The organism is Castellaniella denitrificans (assembly GCF_042653765.1).
GTDB lineage: Bacteria > Pseudomonadota > Gammaproteobacteria > Burkholderiales > Burkholderiaceae_B > Castellaniella > Castellaniella denitrificans.
On the sequence record NZ_JBHSEZ010000029.1, the window covers coordinates 36,800 to 56,785 of the forward strand.

General features: G+C 67.3%; 19 protein-coding genes. 12 read left to right on the top strand and 7 right to left on the bottom strand.

What is annotated here, in order from left to right; translation table 11 throughout:
• Positions 1–16 precede the first annotated feature (16 nt).
• Together ACFO27_RS15195 and ACFO27_RS15200 are read left to right on the top strand one after the other, a co-directional pair.
• A complete protein-coding gene (locus ACFO27_RS15195) occupies positions 17–1,822 on the top strand; it encodes an acyl-CoA dehydrogenase C-terminal domain-containing protein (protein ID WP_376818107.1) in 1,806 nt (601 codons plus the stop codon).
• 98 nt (positions 1,823–1,920) lie between these two features.
• Complete coding sequence (locus tag ACFO27_RS15200; RefSeq protein WP_376818108.1) at positions 1,921–2,856, top strand: AEC family transporter; 936 nt, start codon at positions 1,921–1,923, stop codon at positions 2,854–2,856.
• Between the two features lie 119 nt (positions 2,857–2,975).
• On the opposite strand, the gene minE is transcribed toward ACFO27_RS15200, so the two are convergent.
• The 4 genes from minE to ACFO27_RS15220 all read right to left on the bottom strand — a co-directional run bounded on the left by minE (position 2,976) and on the right by ACFO27_RS15220 (position 6,803).
• A complete protein-coding gene (gene minE, locus ACFO27_RS15205) occupies positions 2,976–3,242 on the bottom strand; it encodes a cell division topological specificity factor MinE (protein ID WP_323025115.1) in 267 nt (88 codons plus the stop codon).
• Between the two features lie 2 nt (positions 3,243–3,244).
• A complete protein-coding gene (minD, locus tag ACFO27_RS15210; protein WP_376818109.1) occupies positions 3,245–4,060 on the bottom strand; it encodes a septum site-determining protein MinD in 816 nt (271 codons plus the stop codon).
• Positions 4,061–4,223: 163 nt separating this feature from the next.
• Positions 4,224–5,048: a septum site-determining protein MinC gene (gene minC / locus ACFO27_RS15215; RefSeq protein WP_376818110.1), complete on the bottom strand. Its 825-nt coding sequence runs from the start codon at positions 5,046–5,048 to the stop codon at positions 4,224–4,226.
• Between the two features lie 3 nt (positions 5,049–5,051).
• Positions 5,052–6,803: a glutamine--tRNA ligase/YqeY domain fusion protein gene (locus tag ACFO27_RS15220; RefSeq protein WP_376818111.1), complete on the bottom strand. Its 1,752-nt coding sequence runs from the start codon at positions 6,801–6,803 to the stop codon at positions 5,052–5,054.
• A gap of 41 nt (positions 6,804–6,844) precedes the next feature.
• On the opposite strand from ACFO27_RS15220, the gene ACFO27_RS15225 reads away from it, so the two are divergent.
• The 4 genes from ACFO27_RS15225 to ruvB all read left to right on the top strand — a co-directional run bounded on the left by ACFO27_RS15225 (position 6,845) and on the right by ruvB (position 12,193).
• The gene (locus ACFO27_RS15225; RefSeq protein WP_376818112.1) at positions 6,845–8,176 is read left to right on the top strand and encodes a cytochrome ubiquinol oxidase subunit I; all 1,332 of its coding nucleotides are present in this window, start codon (positions 6,845–6,847) and stop codon (positions 8,174–8,176) included.
• Entirely contained in the window at positions 8,173–9,222 is a 1,050-nt protein-coding gene (locus ACFO27_RS15230; protein WP_376818113.1) for a cytochrome d ubiquinol oxidase subunit II, read from the top strand. The genes ACFO27_RS15225 and ACFO27_RS15230 overlap by 4 nt, the downstream gene beginning before the upstream one ends.
• A 70-nt stretch (positions 9,223–9,292) precedes the next feature.
• A complete protein-coding gene (locus tag ACFO27_RS15235; protein WP_376818114.1) occupies positions 9,293–11,047 on the top strand; it encodes a ClcB-like voltage-gated chloride channel protein in 1,755 nt (584 codons plus the stop codon).
• Between the two features lie 81 nt (positions 11,048–11,128).
• A complete protein-coding gene (gene ruvB / locus ACFO27_RS15240) occupies positions 11,129–12,193 on the top strand; it encodes a Holliday junction branch migration DNA helicase RuvB (RefSeq protein ID WP_376818115.1) in 1,065 nt (354 codons plus the stop codon).
• Positions 12,194–12,241: 48 nt separating this feature from the next.
• Here ruvB and ACFO27_RS15245 read toward each other — a convergent pair whose 3' ends face one another.
• The 3 genes from ACFO27_RS15245 to ACFO27_RS15255 all read right to left on the bottom strand — a co-directional run bounded on the left by ACFO27_RS15245 (position 12,242) and on the right by ACFO27_RS15255 (position 14,052).
• Positions 12,242–12,559, bottom strand: a complete 318-nt coding sequence (locus ACFO27_RS15245) for a helix-turn-helix domain-containing protein (protein WP_376818116.1) — start codon at positions 12,557–12,559, stop codon at positions 12,242–12,244.
• Positions 12,556–12,903 carry a toxin gene (locus ACFO27_RS15250; protein WP_376818117.1) on the bottom strand — a complete coding sequence of 116 codons (348 nt, stop codon included), beginning with the start codon at positions 12,901–12,903 and terminating at the stop codon, positions 12,556–12,558. Before ACFO27_RS15250 ends, ACFO27_RS15245 begins: the two co-directional genes overlap by 4 nt.
• Before the next feature lie 270 nt (positions 12,904–13,173).
• On the bottom strand, positions 13,174–14,052 hold the full coding sequence (locus ACFO27_RS15255) for a LysR family transcriptional regulator (protein WP_376818118.1): 879 nt from the start codon (positions 14,050–14,052) through the stop codon (positions 13,174–13,176).
• Positions 14,053–14,535: 483 nt separating this feature from the next.
• On the opposite strand from ACFO27_RS15255, the gene ACFO27_RS15260 reads away from it, so the two are divergent.
• The 6 genes from ACFO27_RS15260 (at position 14,536) to ehuD (ending at position 19,985) form a co-directional block, all read left to right on the top strand.
• Positions 14,536–15,501 (top strand): agmatinase, encoded by a 966-nt coding sequence (locus ACFO27_RS15260; RefSeq protein ID WP_376818293.1) that lies wholly within the window; start codon positions 14,536–14,538, stop codon positions 15,499–15,501.
• A 64-nt stretch (positions 15,502–15,565) separates the two neighbouring features.
• Positions 15,566–16,957 carry an aspartate ammonia-lyase gene (locus ACFO27_RS15265; RefSeq protein ID WP_376818119.1) on the top strand — a complete coding sequence of 464 codons (1,392 nt, stop codon included), beginning with the start codon at positions 15,566–15,568 and terminating at the stop codon, positions 16,955–16,957.
• Between the two features lie 23 nt (positions 16,958–16,980).
• Entirely contained in the window at positions 16,981–17,772 is a 792-nt protein-coding gene (ehuA, locus tag ACFO27_RS15270) for an ectoine/hydroxyectoine ABC transporter ATP-binding protein EhuA (protein WP_376818120.1), read from the top strand.
• A 16-nt stretch (positions 17,773–17,788) separates the two neighbouring features.
• Positions 17,789–18,622 carry an ectoine/hydroxyectoine ABC transporter substrate-binding protein EhuB gene (gene ehuB / locus ACFO27_RS15275; protein ID WP_376818121.1) on the top strand — a complete coding sequence of 278 codons (834 nt, stop codon included), beginning with the start codon at positions 17,789–17,791 and terminating at the stop codon, positions 18,620–18,622.
• A gap of 50 nt (positions 18,623–18,672) precedes the next feature.
• Entirely contained in the window at positions 18,673–19,323 is a 651-nt protein-coding gene (locus tag ACFO27_RS15280) for an amino acid ABC transporter permease (RefSeq protein WP_323025103.1), read from the top strand.
• Complete coding sequence (gene ehuD / locus ACFO27_RS15285; RefSeq protein ID WP_376818122.1) at positions 19,320–19,985, top strand: ectoine/hydroxyectoine ABC transporter permease subunit EhuD; 666 nt, start codon at positions 19,320–19,322, stop codon at positions 19,983–19,985. Before ACFO27_RS15280 ends, ehuD begins: the two co-directional genes overlap by 4 nt.
• Position 19,986 lies beyond the last annotated feature (1 nt).

The window sequence follows — 19,986 nt, forward strand, 5'->3', positions numbered from 1 at the left end:
CCCCTGGAGACCGGAGATGCCCGACTACAAAGCCCCCTTGCGCGACATCCGCTTCGTGCGCGACGAGGTCCTGAACTACCCCGCCCACTACCAGTCCCTGCCGGGCTGCGAGGAGGCCACCCCCGACATGGTCGGCGCCATCCTGGAAGAGGGCGCGAAGTTCTGCGAGCAGGTCATCGCGCCGCTGAACGCCGTGGGCGACCGCGAGGGCTGCGTCTGGTCGCCCGAGGGCGTCAAGACCCCGGCGGGCTTCAAGGAAGCCTACGCCCAGTACGTCGAAGGCGGTTGGCCGGCACTGTCGCACGACGCCGCCCATGGCGGCCAGGGCCTGCCCGAATCCCTGGGCATGGCCATCAGCGAGCTGATGGGCGAGGCCAACTGGGCCTGGGGCATGTACCCCGGCCTGTCGCACGGCGCCATGAACACCCTGCAGGCGCACGGCACCCCGGAACAGCAGAAGACCTACCTGGAGCCGCTGGTCTCGGGCCAATGGACCGGCACCATGTGCCTGACCGAACCCCACTGCGGCACCGACCTGGGCATGCTGCGCACCAAGGCCGAACCGCAGGCCGACGGCAGCTACAAGGTCACCGGCACCAAGATCTTCATTTCCGCCGGCGAGCACGACATGGCGGAAAACATCGTCCACATCGTCCTGGCCCGCCTGCCGGACGCGCCCGCCGGCACCAAGGGGATTTCCCTGTTCATCGTGCCCAAGTTCCTGCCTGACGGCCAGGGCGGCCCGGGTGCGCGCAACGGCGTGTCCTGCGGCTCGATCGAGCACAAGATGGGCATCCACGGCAACGCCACCTGCGTGATGAACTTCGATGGCGCCACCGGCTTCCTGATCGGGCCGGCCAACAAGGGCCTGAACTGCATGTTCACCTTCATGAACACGGCCCGCCTGGGCACCGCCATCCAGGGCCTGGCGCACGCCGAGGTCGCCCTCCAGGGCGCCACGACCTACGCCCGCGAGCGCCTGCAGATGCGCGCCCTGAGCGGCCCGAAATTCCCCGACCAGCCGGCCGATCCCATCATCGTGCACCCCGACGTGCGCCGCATGCTGCTGACGATCAAGGCGTTCGCAGAAGGCAACCGCGCGCTGCTGTACTACGCCGCGCAGCAGGTGGACATCACCCAGCACAGCCAGGACGCGGACGCGCGCGAGCAGGCCGACAAGCTGCTGGGCTTCCTGACCCCGATCGCCAAGGCCTTCATGACCGAGACCGGCTTCGAGGCGGCCAACCTGGGCGTCCAGGTCTTCGGCGGCCACGGCTACATCTCCGAGCACGGCATGGAGCAGAACGTGCGCGACAGCCGCATCTCCATGCTGTACGAAGGCACGACCGGCGTCCAGGCGCTGGATCTGCTGGGCCGCAAGGTGCTGATGACCCAGGGCGAACCGCTGCGCCTCTTCACCAAGATCGTGCACAAGTTCTGCAAGGCCAACAGCGGCAACCGCGCGATCTCCGAGCTGGTGAAGCCCCTGGCCGAACTGAACAAGGAATGGGGCGACCTGACCCTGAAGATCGGCATGAAGGCGATGACCAACCGCGAGGCCGTGGGCGCCGCGTCCGTGGACTACCTGATGTATTCGGGCTACGTGACGCTGGCCTATTTCTGGGCCGACATGGCACGTGTCGCGGCGGAAAAACTGGCGGCGGGCGAGGGCGACAAGGCCTTCTACCAGGCCAAGCTGCACACCGCGCGCTTCTACTTCGCCCGCATCCTGCCGCGCACCCGCGCGCACGTGGAAGCCATCAAGGCCGGTCCGGACGTGCTGATGGACCTGCCGGCCGAGGACTTCGCGCTGGGGTATTGAGCCTGGCGCGGCCCTCCGGGGATGCGCGCGGCGCGCGCCTGGAGCGGCCGGACCGGTGAACGGGGCGGGCCTTCGCGCGAAGGACCCGCCCCGTTCGCATGCGCGCGGCGCTGTACACTCTGGGCTGCCCGTCGCATCCCCGCCGTTTCATGATCCTCACCCTGCTGAACATCGTCCTGCCCGTCTTCGCCGTGGCGGCCCTGGGCTTCGCCTTCGGCCGGCGCCAGGCGCGCACGCCGGACATGGCCTTCATCAACCACGCCAACGTGATGGTGTTCTGTCCGGCGCTGGTGTTTTCCGCGCTGCTGGACAATCCGGTCGATCTGGCGCGCGGCTGGCCGCTGATGGCCGCCGGGGTCCTGATCATCCTGGTGCCGGGCCTGCTGCTGGCCCTGGTGCGCCGCCCGGGGGTGTCCCGTCCGGCCTTCCTGGTGCCGGGGATGTTCCGCAACACGGGCAACATCGGCATTCCGCTGATGATGCTGGCCTACGGCAAGGACCTGCTGGGCGACATCGTGGTGCTGTTCGTGCTGTCGAACCTGCTGCATTTTTCCCTGGGGCTGTTCCTGCTGTCGCGCGGGGGCAGCCGCTGGATGTGGCTGCGCAATCCGAACATCTGGGCGGCCCTGCTGGGCGTGGCCCTGGCGCCGCATCGGGAGTGGATCCCGCCCTTCGTGACGACCACGCTGGACCTGACCGGGCAGATCGCCATTCCGCTGATGCTGTTCGGGCTGGGCGTGCGCCTGTCCCAGGACCGGGTCGAGCAGCTGGGCCTGGCGCTGCGCATCAATGTCCTGTACCTGCTGGCGGGCCTGCTGACGCTGCCCGTTGTGCTGTGGCTGCTGCCCCTGACGCCGGAATGGTCGCGCATGGTGGCCCTGTCGGTGATGCTGCCGCCGGCTGTGCTGAACTACCTGCTGTGCGAGCAGTATCGCGTCGAGCCCAGGACCGTGGCCAGCGTGGTGCTGCTGGGCAACGTGCTGTCGGTGGCGACGATCCCGCTGGTGGTGTGGGCGACGCTGAGCTGGATTTGACTGGACACGCGAGGGTCCCTGCGGACCCTCGTGCGCCTGTCAAATCCGAGCGCCTTGCAAGGCGCGAGGTGGAGGGATGTTCCGATCCAAGACCAAGTCCCTGCGGACCCTTTGATCGCTCAGTTGCGCGTTTCCGCCTGCGGCATCTCGATCTTGACCTCGAGCACTTCCAGGGAGTCCTGGCGGTCCAGGTTGACCTTGATGTCCTCGGGGTTGATGTGGACGTACTTCGAGATCACCGCGATCAGTTCCTTCTGCATCTGCGGCAGGAAATCGGGCGCGTTGCGGCCGCTGCCGCGTTCGTTGATCAGAATGAGCTGCAGGCGGTCCTTGGCGATGCTGGCCGAGGTTTTTTTCTGTCCGCGCAGGAAATCCAGGAACGACATGCTTATTTACCCCCGAACAGGCGCTTGAACAGGCCGGGTTTCTCGTAGTCCACGAAGCGCAGGGGCTTTTCCTCGCCCAGGTAGCGTGCCACCACGTCCTGGTAGGCCTGGGAGACGTCGGAGTCGCGGATGTGGATGGCGGGGATGCCCTGGTTGGACGCCTGCAGCACGGTTTCCGATTCCGGGATCACGCCGATCAGGCGGATGCGCAGGATGTCCTCGATGTCGCCCAGGGAGAGCATTTCGCCGTCGGCCACGCGCTTGGGATTGTAGCGGGTCAGCAGCAGGTGTTCCTTGATCGGCTCCTCGCCCTTTTCGGCGCGGCGGGACTTGGCCGACAGGATGCCCAGGATGCGGTCGGAATCGCGCACCGAGGAGACTTCCGGATTGGTGACCACCAGCGCATCGTCGGCGAAGTAGGACGCCATCACCGCGCCGGTCTCGATCCCGGCGGGGGAATCGCAGACGATGTATTCGAAGTCCATGGCGGCCAGGTCGGTCAGGACCTTTTCCACGCCTTCGCGCGTCAGGGCGTCCTTGTCGCGCGTCTGCGAAGCCGGCAGGATGTAGAGGTTTTCCAGCTGCTTGTCGCGGATCAGCGCCTGGTGCAGGGTGGCTTCGCCCTGGATGACGTTGACGAAATCGTAGACCACGCGGCGTTCGCAGCCCATGATCAGGTCCAGGTTGCGCAGGCCGACGTCGAAGTCGATCACGACCGTCTTGTGGCCGCGCATGGCCAGACCGGCCGAGAAGCTCGCACTGGTGGTGGTTTTGCCCACTCCCCCCTTGCCGGAGGTGACTACAACGATGCGCGCCATGGTGACTGTGTTCCCCTGTTCGAAAAATTCATGACATCGTAAAGCAAAAAGCCCCGGGAAGGCCGGCTAGCCTGCCATGGAGCGTGTCCGGATGTGACCACGCGCCCGGGGCATGGATTCCGTGCCCGCGGGCCGGGGCGGCCGCCGGTCGGGCGCCGCCCGCTCAATGGGCGTCCTGCAGCGCCCGGATGCGCAGCGTGTCGCCGTCCAGTTCGACCTGGGCGGGACGGTTGTGCAGCGAGTCGGGCAGGCGGGTTTCGACCACCCGGTAGACCCCGGCGATGGCCAGCAGTTCCGGGTCGAGCTGGGTGGTCAGGATCATGGCGTGCGGGTTGCCGCGCGCGCCGGCCATGGCCTTGCCGCGCAGCGGACCGTAGACATGGATGTGGCCGTCGGCGATGACTTCGGCGCCCTGGCTGACCATGCCCATGACGATCAGGTCGCCGCCGCGCGCGTAGATGCGCTGGCCCGAGCGCAGCGGATGGCGGATCACCAGGGTCTCGGCGGCGGGCGTTTCGGCGCCGGCGGGCGGGGCGGGCTCGTTGGCGCCGGAGACCCTGGCCGGCGCCGCGGGCCTGGCGCGTTCGGCGGATGCCGGCGCCGGCGCGTCCGGGGCTTCCGGCGCGCTCGCCGCCCGGGCGGCCTTGGCCGGCGCGTCGGCGCGGCCTTCGGCCTGGCGGCCCGTGGAGATGTCCAGGGGCGCCAGGCCGGCCTCGTCGGCCGAGGCCAGCAGGGCCTTGGGCGCCCGCACGCCGATCGGGTGCAGCCGGTGGCGGCGTAGGGCGTCGGCCAGCGCCCGCCAGTCGGGCGCCTGGTCCAGTCCGTGGGCGTCGAGCACCACGGGTTCGTTTTCATAGAAGGCGCCGGCTTCCAGCATGCGCTGGTCCAGCGCCCGGGTCAGCTCGGCGGTGTCGGCCGTGCGCAGCACGGCCCGCAGGACGTGCAGGGACGCGCTCTTGAAGTCCAGGACGGCGGCGGTCTTGGCCATGGCTCAGACCCAGGTGTCGCGCAGGGTGACGGCGCGGTTGATCACCGGGCGCCCGGGCGTGGAGTCCTCGCGGTCGGCGACGAAGTAGCCCAGGCGTTCGAACTGCCAGGTCGCGCCGGGCTCGGCGCGCGTGCCCGGTTCCAGCCAGGCATTGACGACCCGGCAGGAGTCGGGATTGAGCGCCTGCAGGAAATCGCGGTCGCCGCCGTCGGGGTGCGGTTCGGTGAACAGCCGGTCGTACAGGCGGATCTCGGCGGGCACGGCGTGGGCCGCGCTGACCCAGGTGACGGTGCCCTTGACCTTGACGGCGTCCGCGCCCGGCGTGCCGCTGCGCGTGTCGGGCAGGTATTCGGCGTGGACCTCGACGATCTCGCCCCGGTCGTCCTTGACGCAGCCGGTGCAGCGCACGACGTAGCCGTACTTGAGCCGCACCAGGTTGCCGGGGAACAGGCGGAAGTATTTCTTCGGCGGGTCCTCGCGGAAGTCGTCGCGCTCGATCCAGAGCTCGCGCGTGAAGGGGAAGGCGCGCCGGGCGCCGTCCGGTTCGTGCGGGTTGAGCGGGGCGGAGCAGGGCTCTTCGTGGCCTTCCGGGAAATTCGTGATGACGAGCTTGAGCGGGTCGAGCACGGCCACGGCGCGGGCGGCCACGGGGTCCAGGTCGTCGCGCAGGGCCTGTTCCAGGATGCCGTAGTCGATGCGCGAATCGGCCTTGGACACCCCCAGCCGCTCGCAGAACAGGCGGATGGCGCCGGGCGTGTAGCCCCGGCGGCGCAGGCCGGCCAGGGTCGGCAGGCGGGGATCGTCCCAGCCGGAGACGTGGTTTTCCAGGACCAGCTGGCGCAGCTTGCGCTTGCTGGTGACGACGTAGCTGAGGTTCAGGCGCGCGAATTCGTACTGGCGCGGCAGCGGCGGCGCCAGTTCGCCCAGTTCGGCCAGGCGTTCCAGGATCCAGTCGTAGAACGGGCGCTGGTCCTCGAATTCGAGCGTGCAGATGCTGTGCGTGATGCCTTCCAGGGCGTCCTCGACCGGGTGGGCCCAGGCGTACATGGGATAGATGCACCAGGCGTCGCCGGTGCGGTGGTGGGTCGCGTGGCGGATGCGGTAGAGGACCGGGTCGCGCAGGTTGATGTTGGGCGAGGCCATGTCGATGCGCGCGCGCAGGGCCATGCGGCCGTCCGGGAACTTGCCGGCGCGCATGTCGCGCAGCAGCGCCAGGGATTCGTCGGCGGGGCGGTCGCGCCAGGGCGAGTTCGTGCCCGGCTCGGTCAGCGTGCCGCGGGTGGCGCGCATCTCGTCGGCCGACTGCTCGTCCACGTAGGCATGGCCGGCCCGCACCAGGGACTCGGCGAAGCGGTACAGGGTTTCGAAGTAGTCGCTGGCGTAGTAGCAGTGTTCCGTGCCGTCCCGAGTCCAGTCGAAACCCAGCCAGCGCACCATGTCGATGATGGCGTGGACGTATTCGTCCTCTTCCTTTTCGGGATTGGTGTCGTCGAAGCGCAGGTGGCAGATGCCCTGGTAGTCGCGCGCCAGGCCGAAGTTCAGGCAGATGCTCTTGGCGTGGCCGATGTGCAGGTAGCCGTTGGGCTCGGGCGGGAAGCGGGTGCGGATGCGGGCGGGGTCGGGCGCGCCGGCGCGCCGGACTTCGGCCGGGCTGGGCGGGGGCGCCCATTGCCTGTCCTGGCAGCGACCGGATTTCAGGTCGTTGTCGATGATGGTGCGCAGGAAATTCGAGGCAGGCGCTGAATCGGTGGTCATGGTGCGGGGATGGGAGACGTTCATATAAACTAGCGCACATTATGACGCAAACCGCATGGGTTCTGTCGCTGTCCCAGTTTTACCTGAGCCTGGGGTTCGTGCTGTTCTTCCTGGCGCTGGAACTGGGCCTGGCCTGGGTCTTGTTCGGCTTCCGGCTGCGCGCCCGGCGCAGCCAGGCGGCCCTGCTGGCCTATCGGTTCTGGGCGCGCGTGTTCGCCCTGTCCCTGATCCTCGGCTTCGCCGCCAGCCTGCCGCTGCTGCTGCAGCTGGGCACGCTGTGGCCGGGCTTCATGGACCGGGCCGGCGAGGTCGCGGGCCCGCTGGTGGGCATGGCGGTGCTCACGGCCTTCATCTTCAAGTCCTGCTTCCTGGGCGCCATGCTGTACGGGCAGCGGACCCTGTCCGACCGGGCCCACACGCTGGTGGTGGGCATGGTGGCGGTGGGCACGTCCCTGACGGCCTGGTGGATCGCCGCGCTGCTGGCCTGGCTGCAGTGGCCGGCCGGTGCGGTCCTGTCCGAAGGCCGCTACCAGGTGGCGGACTGGCTGGAATTGCTGGGCGGCATCGCGCCCGTGCTGTTCGGGGTGCTGCTGGCCGGCGGCCTGCTGCTGGCGGCCACCCTGATGCTGGCCGTGACCGTCTGGCGCACGGAAGTCCGCCCCAGCGACGTGGGGGACCGCGGCGTCTACGCCTGGGGCCTGTGGCTGGTGCTGCTGGCGCTGGCGCTGCAGGCGCTGCTGGCGGCGGACCTGGGGCGCGAACTGCTGCCGCTGCAGCCGGCGCGCGTGGCGGCCGTGGTGCCGCAATGGACCAGCGGCCCGCCGGAGCGCCTGTCCCTGGCGGCCTGGCCGGACGAATCCCTGGGGCGCGATGCTTGGCGCCTGCCGGGGCCCGCCGATTGGCCCGGCTGGGCGCGGCTGCCGGCCGAGGGCCCCTTGCGGGGGCTGAACGATCTGGCCGGCATCCGGCCGCCCCTGGCGGCCACCTACCTGTCGGCGCGGCTGGCCGTACTGCTGACCGGCGTGCTGGCCGCGATGGCGGCGTGGGCGCTGTGGCGGGGCCGCCGCCTGGGCTATGAGCCCGACAACCTGTCGCGGGCCGGCCGCATCGGACTGCGGGCCATGGCCTGGCTGGCCGTGGCCCTGCAGGCGGCGGGCTGGGGGCATCTGCTGATCGGCAGCCTGCCCTACGCCATCCAGGGCACGGTCTCGCTGCGCGAGATCGGCACGGACGCGGGCGAGGGCGCCCTCTGGACCGTCCTGTGCCTGCAGGTCGCGGTCTACGGGGCGCTGGCCGCGGGCTTTTACCAGTTGCTGCGGCACGCCACCCGTTACGGCGTGGTGCCGGTGGCCCGTCATCGGGGGCGCGCATGATCGATTCGCTGGCGGCCCTGCTGGGCCTGGGCGCCCAGGACCCGGCCTTCTGGATTCCCCTGGCGCTGATCGCCGTGTTCTTCGCCACCGTCGTGGCGGGCGTGCTGCTGGACGGCTTCGACATCGGCGTGGGCTGCGTGTCCCTGGTTGCGCCGCCCGCCCTGCGGCCGCGCATGCTGTCGCTGCTGGGCCCCTGGCGCGACGCCAACGAATTCTGGGTGTTCCTGGGCGTCGGGCTGTTCGCGGTGGCGTTCCCCTATGCCTGGCCCCAGACCCTGGGGCGCCTGTACCTGCCGCTGTCGCTGCTGGCCCTGGGCACGATGCTGCGCTCGGTGTGCTTCGAGTGGCGCCTGCGGGCGCCGGCCGAGCACCAGGGCCGCTGGCAGTTCGGTTTCGGCGCGGGGGCCGTGCTGGTCGCGTTTTCCCATGGCTACATCCTGGCGCGGGTGGCGGTGGCCTATCAGCCGGGCGGCGGCAACACCGGCTTCGCGATCCTGATGGGGGGCTGCGCCGTGGCGGTCTACAGCCTGCTGGGGGCCGCCTGGCTGATGATGCGCGAGGCGGGCGAACTGCGCGTGCGCGCCGTGGGCTGGGCGCGCCGCACCCTGCGCTGGGGCGCCGTGGGCGCCGTGGGCGTGTCGGTGGTGCTGGATTTCTCCAACGCCGGTGTGTTCCTGAAATGGGGCGACGGCACGCACTGGCTGGCGGTCGGCCTAGTCTGGAGCACGCTGCTGGCGTGCTTCGTCCTGACGGAAATGACGCTGCAGCGCATGATCAGCCACAGCTATCGCGCCTCGGCCCTGCCCTATGCCCTGGTGCTGGTGATCGTCCTGACCGTGCTGGGCGGGCTGGCCTACAGCTTCTTCCCCTATCTCGTGCTGGACGAGATCACCCTGTGGGACGCCGCCGCGCCGGTGGCGACCCTGCGCCTGGCCCTGTCGGCCGTCGTGATCGCGCTGCCGGTGGCGCTGATCTTCAACCTCTGGGTGTACTGGCGCATGCTGGGCCGGTCGCGGCCGCCCAGTCCGCCGGATTTCAGGCCTTGAGCGCGCCGGGCCGCCCCAAGCGCGGACTCCCCCTCGGGGGGACGACGCGCGGCGTCAAGGGGGCATCATCATGAAAGGGCCGGATCTGCACCTGCGGGCCGACGGCGCGGTCGCCATGCTGTGCTGGGCGGCCCTGGCCGGTGTCGGCGGCGCTCTGGTGACGATCGCCTTCCATGCCGGCATCCACGGAGTCCAGTGGCTGTTCGCCGGGCATTCCGGGGCCATCACCCAGGTGATGCGCGACCTGCCCTGGTGGCTGCGCCTGCTGGCGCCGGCCGCGGGCGGCCTGTGCGCCGGAGGACTGCTGGTGGCGGCCCGGCGCGTGTCGCGCGATGCGCATTCCGACTACATGGAAGCCGTGGCCATCGGCGACGGGCGGATGTCCGTGCGCCAGGGCCTGCTGCGGTCCTTGTCCTCGCTGTGCACGGTCGCCACGGGCGGCTCCATCGGCCGCGAGGGCGCCATGGTGCACCTGGCCGCCCTGTGGGGGTCGGTGCTCGGGCGGCTGCTGCGCTCGGGCACGGCGCACCTGCGCCTGCTGGTGGCCTGCGGGGCGGCGGCGGGGGTGTCCGCCGCCTACGGCGCGCCCATCGCGGGGGCCGTGTTCGTGGGCGAGATCATCCTCGGTTCCATGTCCTTCCAGAATTTCGGCCCGCTGCTGGTCGCGGCCGCCGTGTCGAACCTGGTCATGCGGCTGAGCGGCCACTACGTGGCGCTGTACGCCATGCCCGGCCTGGAGGCCGTCCCGGCGGACCTGCTGCTGCCCAGCCTGGCCCTGGGCATCCTGGCCGGGGTGGGGGCGCCGCAGTTCCTGCGCTGCATTCACGGGGTGAAGTCGCTGTTCGGCCGCACTGGCCTGCCGCTGCCCTTGAGCCTGGCCCTGGGCGGGCTGATGCTGGGGGGCGTGCTGGTCGGCATGCCGCAGATGGCGGGCAACGGCTACAGCGTGGTCGTGTCCCTGCTGCACCAGCCCCAGGCCTGGCAGATGGTGCTGTGGATCCTGCTGTGCAAGGTGCTGGCGACGGCGCTGACGGCGGGTTCGGGCGCGGTGGGCGGGGTGTTCACCCCGACCCTGTTCGTCGGCGCGGCCCTGGGCACGCTGTTCGCCCAGGGACTGGGGGAAGCCTGGCCCGCGCTGGCGGGCCACGGCCCGGTCCTGACCCTGGTGGGCATGGGCGCCTTCCTGGCGGCCGCGACCAGCGCGCCCTTCATGGCGATCCTGATGATCTTCGAAATGACCCTCAGCTACCAGATGGTGCTGCCGCTGGTGCTGGCCTGCGTGGCGGCGTATTTCGTGTCGCGCGGCCTGGCCCAGGCGGTGATGTACCAGGTCACCCTGCGCCACGAGGACAACCAGGCGCTGCGCCGGCAGCTGCGCCACGCCCGGCTGGACAGCCTGATGCGCCCGGCGGAGACCGTGGTTCGCACCGATGCGCCGGTGCGCCGCGCCCAGGAGATGTTCCTGGACTATCCGGTGAAGTACCTGTACGTGACCGATGCCGAGGGCGCCTGGCAGGGCGTGATCGCCCAGCAGGACCTGACCCGCATGATGCTGGGCGAGATCGACGTGCAGTCCAAGACCTGCGGCGAGGTGCTGCGCCTGGACTTCGTCAAGCCCCTGTATCCCGACCTGAGCCTGGACGAGGCCCAGGCGCAGTTCAGCGCCTTCCAGGGGGAGCGGCTGCCGGTGGTCAGCCGCGACCGGCCTGCCCGGCTGCTGGGCGTGGTCTACAAGTCCGACCTGCTGGAGCGCTATTCGCAGTTGAAGCGGGCGCTGGACGGGGACGCCGATTTCGTGCTGCCGCCGCGCCGGGAGCGCCGGTGACCACCGGCCGGCGCTTCTTCGCGGCCGGCTCCGCCGCAGTGATGGCATAATCCCGGTACTGGATATCAACACAGCCTTTTCATGGTCATCCAAGCAGATTCCCTGTCGGCCCGCCCGCCCGAACCCCGTCTGGTGACGCCGGACGTGGCCTCGCGCGCCGAAGATTCCGTCGAGCGCGCCCTGCGGCCCAAGTCCCTGGGGGACTACGTCGGCCAGCGGCGCGTGCGCGAACAGCTGGACATCTTCATCGCCGCGGCCCGCCAGCGCGGCGAATCGCTGGACCACGTGCTGCTGTTCGGTCCGCCGGGCCTGGGCAAGACGACCCTGGCGCACATCGTGGCCCACGAAATGGGCGTGCAGCTGCGCCAGACTTCCGGACCCGTGCTGGAACGCCCGGGCGACCTGGCCGCCATGCTGACCAACCTGGAACGCAACGACGTCCTGTTCATCGACGAGATCCACCGCCTGTCCCCGGTGGTCGAGGAAATCCTCTATCCCGCGCTGGAGGACTTCCAGATCGACATCCTGATCGGCGAAGGCCCAGCGGCCCGCAGCGTCAAGATCGACCTGCAGCCCTTCACCCTGGTCGGGGCGACCACCCGCGCCGGCATGCTGACCAACCCGCTGCGCGACCGCTTCGGCATCGTCTCGCGGCTGGAATTCTATTCCGCCGACGAACTGGCCCACATCGTGCGGCGCAGCGCCGGCCTGCTGGGCGCGGACGCGACCGACGACGGCGCCGCCGAGATCGCGCGCCGCTCGCGCGGCACGCCGCGCATCGCCAACCGTCTGCTGCGCCGGGTGCGCGACTACGCCGACGTGCGCGCGGGCGGGCGCATCGACACCGCCACCGCCCAGGCGGCGCTGGCCATGCTGGAAGTCGATCCCCAGGGCCTGGACCTGATGGACCGCAAGCTGCTCGAAGCCATCGTGCACAAGTTCGACGGCGGCCCCGTCGGGGTGGACAGCCTGGCCGCCGCCATCGGCGAGGAACGCGACACCATCGAGGACGTCATCGAGCCCTACCTGATCCAGCACGGCTACCTGCAGCGCACCCCGCGCGGCCGCATGGCCACGCGCCGCTGCTGGCAGCACCTGGGGCTGAAGGCGCCCGCCGCCGGGGGCGGGGAACCGGAACTGTTCTAGGAACCTCCGAACCCGGGGTGTCCTAGGGACGCGCGGCGCCGGCCGCGCTCAAAGGGTCGCCAGCCGTTCGACGGTGTCCGGGTAACGTTCCACCAGCCGGATCAGCAGTGTGGCTTGGGCGTTGGGCCTGGCGCGCCCCTGTTCCCAGTTTTCCAGCGTGCGCGGATTGGTGCGCAAGTAACGCGCGAATACGCCACGCGACAGATTCAGGCGCTTGCGCAGATCGGTCAGTTCGCCCGCAGTGATTTCAAGTACAGGACCCGCGTCGACGACGTGGCGGCGCAAGGTGATTTTCCCTGCGCGCTCGGCCGTCAGGGCCTCGAATCCTTCCGTCAGTTCGGCAAACAGGTTGCGCTTGTTTGTCATGGGGCGCGTGCCTTCAGTTCGTTGTGCAACAGAGCGGCCAAGAGCGCACGTTCCTGGGCGGACAGATCGTCCATTTCATCTTTGTCATACACGGTGAACAACCAGAACTGATGGCCTGCGGTCCAGGGGTAGTAGATCACGCGCAACCCACCTCGTTTGCCCTTGCCGCGACGTGTGTCGAGGAATCGGACTTTTCGCAGCCCGCCAGTTCCAGGGATGACATCACCCGCGTATGGCTGTTGGAGCAGAATGGATTGCAGACCGCGAAAGGCGGAATCGTCCAAGTATCGTTCACGGTGTCTTTGGAACACCGGCAACTCGATGAAAAGAGCCTTCATCGCCATTCTATCCGTTAATTACGTATAAATGAAGAACGAGCCGCTGTGCCGCGTATCGTCGAGCAGGCTATGGGGGTTGAGTGGAGGCATGCAAGCATGGCCGGGGTCCAGTGGAGGTGGACGGCCATTGTGGGTCAGGCGCAACAACCCCGCCAGACTGGAAAATCCGAACGGATGGAAATGTCCTGGCGGGTCTTGGGGTCGGTCCGGTCCGATCCGCGGTCGGTGTCGTCGGGGGCGTAGGGCGCGGCGTGGCGCCGTAGCGCCACCATCGTGTCAGCCCGGGATGCGCCGCTGCAAAATGTCCAGGAATACGCGCGCGCTGGCCGGCAAGGGCCGGTAGGCCTCCGTGATCGCGCAGATCGGGTTGTGGAATACCGGGCCGTCGGCGATCGCGCGCAGCGGATAGCGCGCATGGACGCGGTCCGCGTAATGCTCGGTCAGCAGGCCGAGATAGTGCCCCGTGGCGACGAACACCGCGACGGCTTCCAGTCCTTCCGCGTCCGGGCCGCGCCTGAAGCGGCCCGTGGCCAGGGCCTGCTCGATGAATGGATGAGTGCGGTGGACCAGGGGCAGGTTCCGGGCGGTTTCGTCGTCGACGTCCGCCGCCACGTAGATCCGGTGCGTCTCGATGAAGAGCGGCTGGTAGTGGAAGGCCTTGTCTTCCTGGTATTGGCCCCGGAGGCCGATCTGGATGCGCCGTTCCCGCAGGGCCTGGTTCAGCTGGGAGTGGGTGAGGACCAGGATTTCGGGGCTGACGTCGGGGGCGATGCGCCGCAGTTCCACCAGGGACTCGGGCAGTACGCAGGCGGGGTCGGTCAGGACCTGTTCGACCATGCCGATGGTCAGGGGGCCGGACAGGATGCCGCGCACCGCGTCGATCTCCGGGCGGATGCCGTCGAGCGCGCGCAGGGCGTTGCGCGAGACTTCCAGCGCGGTCGCGCCTGCAACGGTCAGGCGAAAGCCCGCGGGGCCGCGTTCGCATAGCTGCACGCCGAGCTTGTCCTCGATTTCGCGGATGTGGCGGCTGATGGAGGCCTTGGACATGTGCAGCTGCCGTTCCGCCACGGAAAAGCCACCTGCCTGCGCCACGGCGCAGAACACGCGCAGGGACTTCAGGTCGCGTTCGGTGAGTGTGCGTTGAGGCGATTCCATCGCTGTGTTGCCTGCGGTATCGCACCGGTTCCGGCGCGGCGTTCATGGGTTTCCAGGGGACGATTCCCGCGTCGCGAGCCCGGCGGGACGGCACCAGCATACCACCCCCCTTTCGTGGTCCGGACGAAGGTTTCGATTCCTGAAACCATGTGGGCAGAAAAGTCGCTTTTTATTGGGCCGGATCGTGCTTAATCTAAGCGCATAAATCGACATCCATATCGCATGGAGGAGACTATGAAAATATCCGGCGGAAAATGCCCGCCGGCCTGCCCGGGCCGCGGTTCGTCCAATGGGCGCCTGAATCGAGGCCGCCTGAATCTTCACTTTTGCCCGGGTCAGGAATCGAAAGAATTTCCATTCTGATTCATCGGAAATCCATGCGGATCAAACGGCGCCGGGTGCCATGCCCGGCCTGGAAGACATATTGAATTCCAGATTCGCGAATCATTTTTTTCACTCAATCATCGAACGCAAGGAAATATGATGGAACAGCTTACCGTCCCCCCTCATTCTCATCACAAGACACTGCTGTATTCGGAACTGGTGACCGAACTGGAGAATCTGCGGGCGGACATCGCGATCCTCGGCATGCCCTTCGGCGCCGCCTACGGCCCCCGTTCCTTCACCAACGACCAGACCCGCACGCCCCAGGTCCTGCGCGACATCAGCGACCGGATCGTGCGCCATCCCGATCATTATGATTTCGACATCGACGGCCCGCTGCTGCAGGGCCGCAAGGACATCCGCTTCGTCGATTGCGGCGACGTGCTGCCGGACCTGTCCAAGCCGGGCGACCACTATCGCCGGGCCACGCTGGCGGTGCGGCAGATCCTGAAGGGGGGCGGGCTGCCCATCGTCCTGGGCGGCGACCACGGCATCACCACGCCGATCCTGCGCGCCTATGACGAGCTGGCGGCGCCCGTCACCCTGGTGCACGTCGATGCCCACCTGGACTGGCGCGAGGAAGTCAACGGCGTGCGCGAAGGGCTGTCCAGCCCGATCCGTCGCGCTTCGGAAATGGAGCACGTGGACCAGATCTTCCAGATCGGCCTGCGCGCCCAGGGCAGCGCGCGGCCGGCCGACTACGAGGCCGCCAAGGCCTACGGCGCGCATGTGGTGTCGGCCTATGAACTGCATGAAACCGGCATGCAGGCGATCCTGGACCGCATCCCGGATGGCGGAAACTACTATCTCAGCATCGATGCCGACGGCATCGACCCGAGCATCATGCCGGCCGTGGACGGTCCCGCGCCGGGCGGCGTCACCTATGTCCAGGCGCGCCAGCTGATCCAGGGGCTGGTGAAGAAGGGACGTGTCGTCGGCATGGACATCGTCGAGATCCAGCCGTCCAAAGATACCGGCAGCAAGCTCACCTGCGTGACCGCGGGGCGTTTCATCGTCAATCTCATCGGCGCTTCGATCCGCGCCGGGTATTTCGACAAGCGGTGAATCGGGCAATCGGGCCAGAGGTCGATGGAGTCGTACGATGGAAAATTCAGTGCGTCAGGAACGCATGGAGCATGATTCGCTGGGACCGGTATCGATTCCGGCGGGCGCGTATTTCGGCGCGCAGACGGCGCGCGGCATTGCCAATTTCCCGATTTCAGGGATCCGCATCAATCATTTCCCGGTCTTCATCCAGGCGCTCGCTTCGGTGAAGATGGCCGCCGCGCGCGCCAATGCGCGGCTGGGCAGCCTGGATGCCTCGCGGGCCGACGTGATCTGCCGGGTCTGCGAGGAAATCCTCACCGGCCGGCATCTGGAGGATTTTCCGCTGGACGTGTTCCAGGGCGGGGCCGGCACTTCGACCAACATGAACATCAACGAGGTGATCGCCAACCGCGGGCTCGAACTGCTGGGCCTGCCCCGCGGGCGCTATGACGCCCTGCATCCGAACGACGACGTCAATTGCGCGCAGTCGACCAACGACGTCTATCCGACGGCGATCCGGATCGCCATCCTGCAGTCCCACGGACACTTGAGCCAGGCCCTACAGCGGCTGGTGGACGCGCTGGAAGGCAGGGCCGAGGCCTTTTCCCGGGTCGTCAAGCTGGGACGCACCCAGCTGCAGGATGCCGTGCCGATGACCCTGGGCCAGGAATTCGGGGCCTTCGCGGCGACGCTGCGCGAAGACATCGCCAGGCTGGGCGAGATCGCCGCCATCTTCCGCGAGATCAACCTGGGCGGCACCGCCATCGGCACGGGGATCAATGCCAGCCGGGAATACCAGGACATCGCGGTGGCCGAGCTCGGCCGCATCACCGGATTGCCGCTGGTGGCCGCCGGCGACCTGATCGAGGCCTGCTGGGACACGGGCGCCTTCGTCCTCTTTTCGGGCATGCTCAAGCGCACGGCGACCAAGCTCTCGAAAATCTGCAATGATCTCCGGCTGCTGTCCAGCGGCCCGCGCGGAGGGCTGGGGGAAATCAACCTGCCGCCCTTGCAGCCGGGCTCCTCGATCATGCCGGGCAAGGTCAATCCGGTCGCGCCCGAAGTCGTGAACCAGGTCGTCTTCCAGGTCATCGGCTACGACCTCGCGATCACCCTGGCCTCGGAAGCCGGGCAGCTGCAGCTGAACGTGATGGAGCCGGTGATCGTCTACAACATCCTGCACGCGCTGGAATTGCTGACGAATGCCGTGGACGTGCTGCGGACGAAATGCGTCTCGGGCATCACGGCCAATCCCGAGGCCTGCCGCAGACACCTGGAATCGAGCGCCGCGCTGGCGACCGCGCTGACGCCGCACATCGGCTACGCCCGCGCCGCGGAAATCGCCAAGACGATGCTGAAAAGCGGCAAGGGCATCCGGGAAGTGCTGGAAGGCTATTCGGACCTGCCGCCGGGCTTCATGGATATCATCGACGATCCGCTGCGGCTGGTCCGCCCCCACTCGAACGTGCCGTGAGTCTTTCATGGCGGAGGAGACGAATGATGAATGATCCGATCATAAGATTCGACAAGATCACGAAGAAATACGGCGACCTGACCATCCTCGACGGGATCGACCTGGAAATCCGGGCCGGCGACAAGGTTTCCCTGATCGGGCCCAGCGGGTCCGGGAAGACGACCCTGCTGCGCATCCTCATGACGCTGGAAACCATCGAGGGCGGCTGTGTCTGGATCGGGAACGATCCCCTGTGGCACATGCGGGCCGCCGATTCCCTGGTGCCCGCCAATGATGCGCACTTGCGGAAGATGCGCTCGAAGATCGGCATGGTCTTCCAGCATTTCAACCTGTTCCCGAACATGACCGCCAAGGAGAACATTTCCAATCCGCAGCAGCGCGTCTTGAAGAAGAGCCGGAAGGAGGCCGACGAGAATGCCGAGCGCCTGCTGGAAAAGGTCGGCCTGGGAAGCAAGAAGGACCATTACCCGGTGATGCTGTCCGGGGGGCAGAAGCAGCGGGTGGCCATCGCCCGGGCGCTGGCGATGCAGCCCGAAATCATGCTGTTCGATGAAGTGACGTCGGCACTCGACCCGGAGATGGTCGACGAGGTGTTGCAGGTGCTCCGGGATATTTCCGCCGAGACCAGGATGACCATGCTGATGGTGACGCATCAGATGAGCTTCGCCCATGAGTTCTCGGACCAGATTCTGTTCCTGGACAAAGGGAGGATCGTCGAGCAGGGAACGCCGGACAAGATATTTCGTGAACCGCAAGAAGAAAGAACACGCCTGTTCCTCAGCAAGATCGCTGCCGCGGGACAGGACCTGGGTTGATAAAGGAGAAATCGACATGTTGAATTCAGGATTCAAGCTGCTCCGGAAGATGGGAGCGTTCGCACTGGCCGCCTGGCTGCCGTGCATGGCCATGGCGGCGGGTTTCGGCGACAGGATCACCGTGGGTGTCGCCAACGAGCCCCCCTACACGATCTACGAGGCGGGCAAGCCGGTGACGGGCGCGGAACCGGACATCCTGCGCCGGATCGCGACCGACATGGGCGTCAAGGAGATCGACGCCAAGGTCCTGGAGTTCGGGGCCATGATTCCCAGCCTGCAGTCGCGCCGGATCGACGTGATCGCCACCGGCCTGTACATCAACCCGGCGCGCTGCAAGGTGGTGGCGTTTTCCGAGCCCGATCTGTGCACGTCCGAGGGATTCGTGGTGCTGAAGCACAACCCCAAGAACATCCACAGCTTCAAGGGGATCGCCGACGACAAGTCGATCCGGTATGGCGTCTGCGGCGGCTGCTCGGCCGAACGCCGGGCGCTGGAGGAAGGCGTGGCGCGGGACCGGATCACGATCGCGCCCGATCACCAGAGCGGCATCAAGATGCTGCTGGACGGCCGTATCGATGTGTATTCCGCGCCCGATCTGGCGCTGCGCGACGCGGTGGCGAAGATGTCGAAGGACGCCGAGGTGGAGGTCGTGGCCGCCGCCGGAGAGAAGCCGGTGTGTGCCGCGGTCGCCTTCCGCATGGACCAGAAGGACGTGCGGGATGAGTTCGATGCCCACCTGGCGAAGCTCAAGGCGAGTGGCGAATACGACCGGATCGTTTCGAAATACGGATTCGATCCCGGTCTGGTCAAGGGAGCGACGCGCGCGGATTATTGCGGCGGTGCGAAGTAATCCGGGTGCAAGCAGGATGAACGTTCGATATCGGGATTGGGGTCGCCGGGATGGATATCTTCAATGAAGTTTTGAATGCCCTGATGGTCACGGTGCTCATCGCCGTGGGGGCCGCGTGCCTGACCTGGGTCATCGCCATCGCATTGGGCCTGGCGAAGACTTCCAGGCACAGGATCGTTTCGATCGCCGGCAATGTGATCGCGGAGCTGTCGAGGGGCACATCCTGTTATGTGCTCATGTTCTGGCTCTATTTCATCCTGCCTTTCTTCGGCGTCCGGCTCGACGCGATGTTCGTCGGCATCATCGCGATCGGGTTGAACGCCGGGGCCTATGGATCCGAAGTCGTGCGCGGGGCCATCAAGGCGGTGCCGGCCGGGCTCCGGGAAGCGGCGGTTGCGCTGAATTTCTCGCATTTCGATACCGCCCGGTACGTCATCCTGCCCAACGCGGTCGTGCGGATGCTGCCGCCCATGTGCAACATCATGGTGGACATCCTGAAGGTGACCCCGCTGGTGTCCCTGATCACTGTCACGGATCTCACTTTCGTCGCTCAGCTTTACCGGCAGGCGTCCGGAAACCCGATATTGGCGTTCAGCGCCCTGCTCGTGGCGTATTACGTGCTGTCCTCCGGTGTCATTTATGTGTTCAAGAAGCTGGAGTCCAGCCTCGTCAAGGGCTTTTCCGGCACGAGGAGGGCATGATCATGTGGGACATGGACATCGTCTACGAATTCCTGCCGCGCCTCTGGTCGGGGCTGATCATCACCGTCGAGGTCACGATCCTGGCCACCTTGCTGGCCCTCGTGTACGGACTGGTCATGGCGGTGCTGGAAAGATCGCCCGCCGCGCCCGTCAGGCGGCTGGTCGGCATGATCCTGGAATTCGTCAGGAGGACGCCGCCGCTCATCCAGCTCTATTTCGCGTTCTATGTGCTGCCTTCGATCGGTTTCATGCTCGATGGCTTCACTTGCGGCGTGATCGTGATGGGCATCCACATCGGCAGCTACATGGCGGAAGTCTACCGGTCGGGCATCGACGCGGTGGACAAGGGGCAATGGGAAGCGGCTTGCGCCTTGAATTATGGCAAGGGCGACACCTGGCGCTTCATCATCCTGCCGCAGGCGATATTGCCGATGATTCCCGCACTGGGCAATTATCTGGTGCTGATGTTCAAGGACAGCGCACTGCTGTCCACCATCACCGTCTTGGACATGATGGGGGAAACGGTCGTCTTCGCCAACAGTTCCTACCACTATCTCGAGCCGATGACGATCGTCGGGATCGTCTATCTGCTCATCAGCATTCCCTGCGCCTTCGGCCTGCGCGCGCTGGAAAAATCGCTCAACAAGAACCCACAATCCTGAA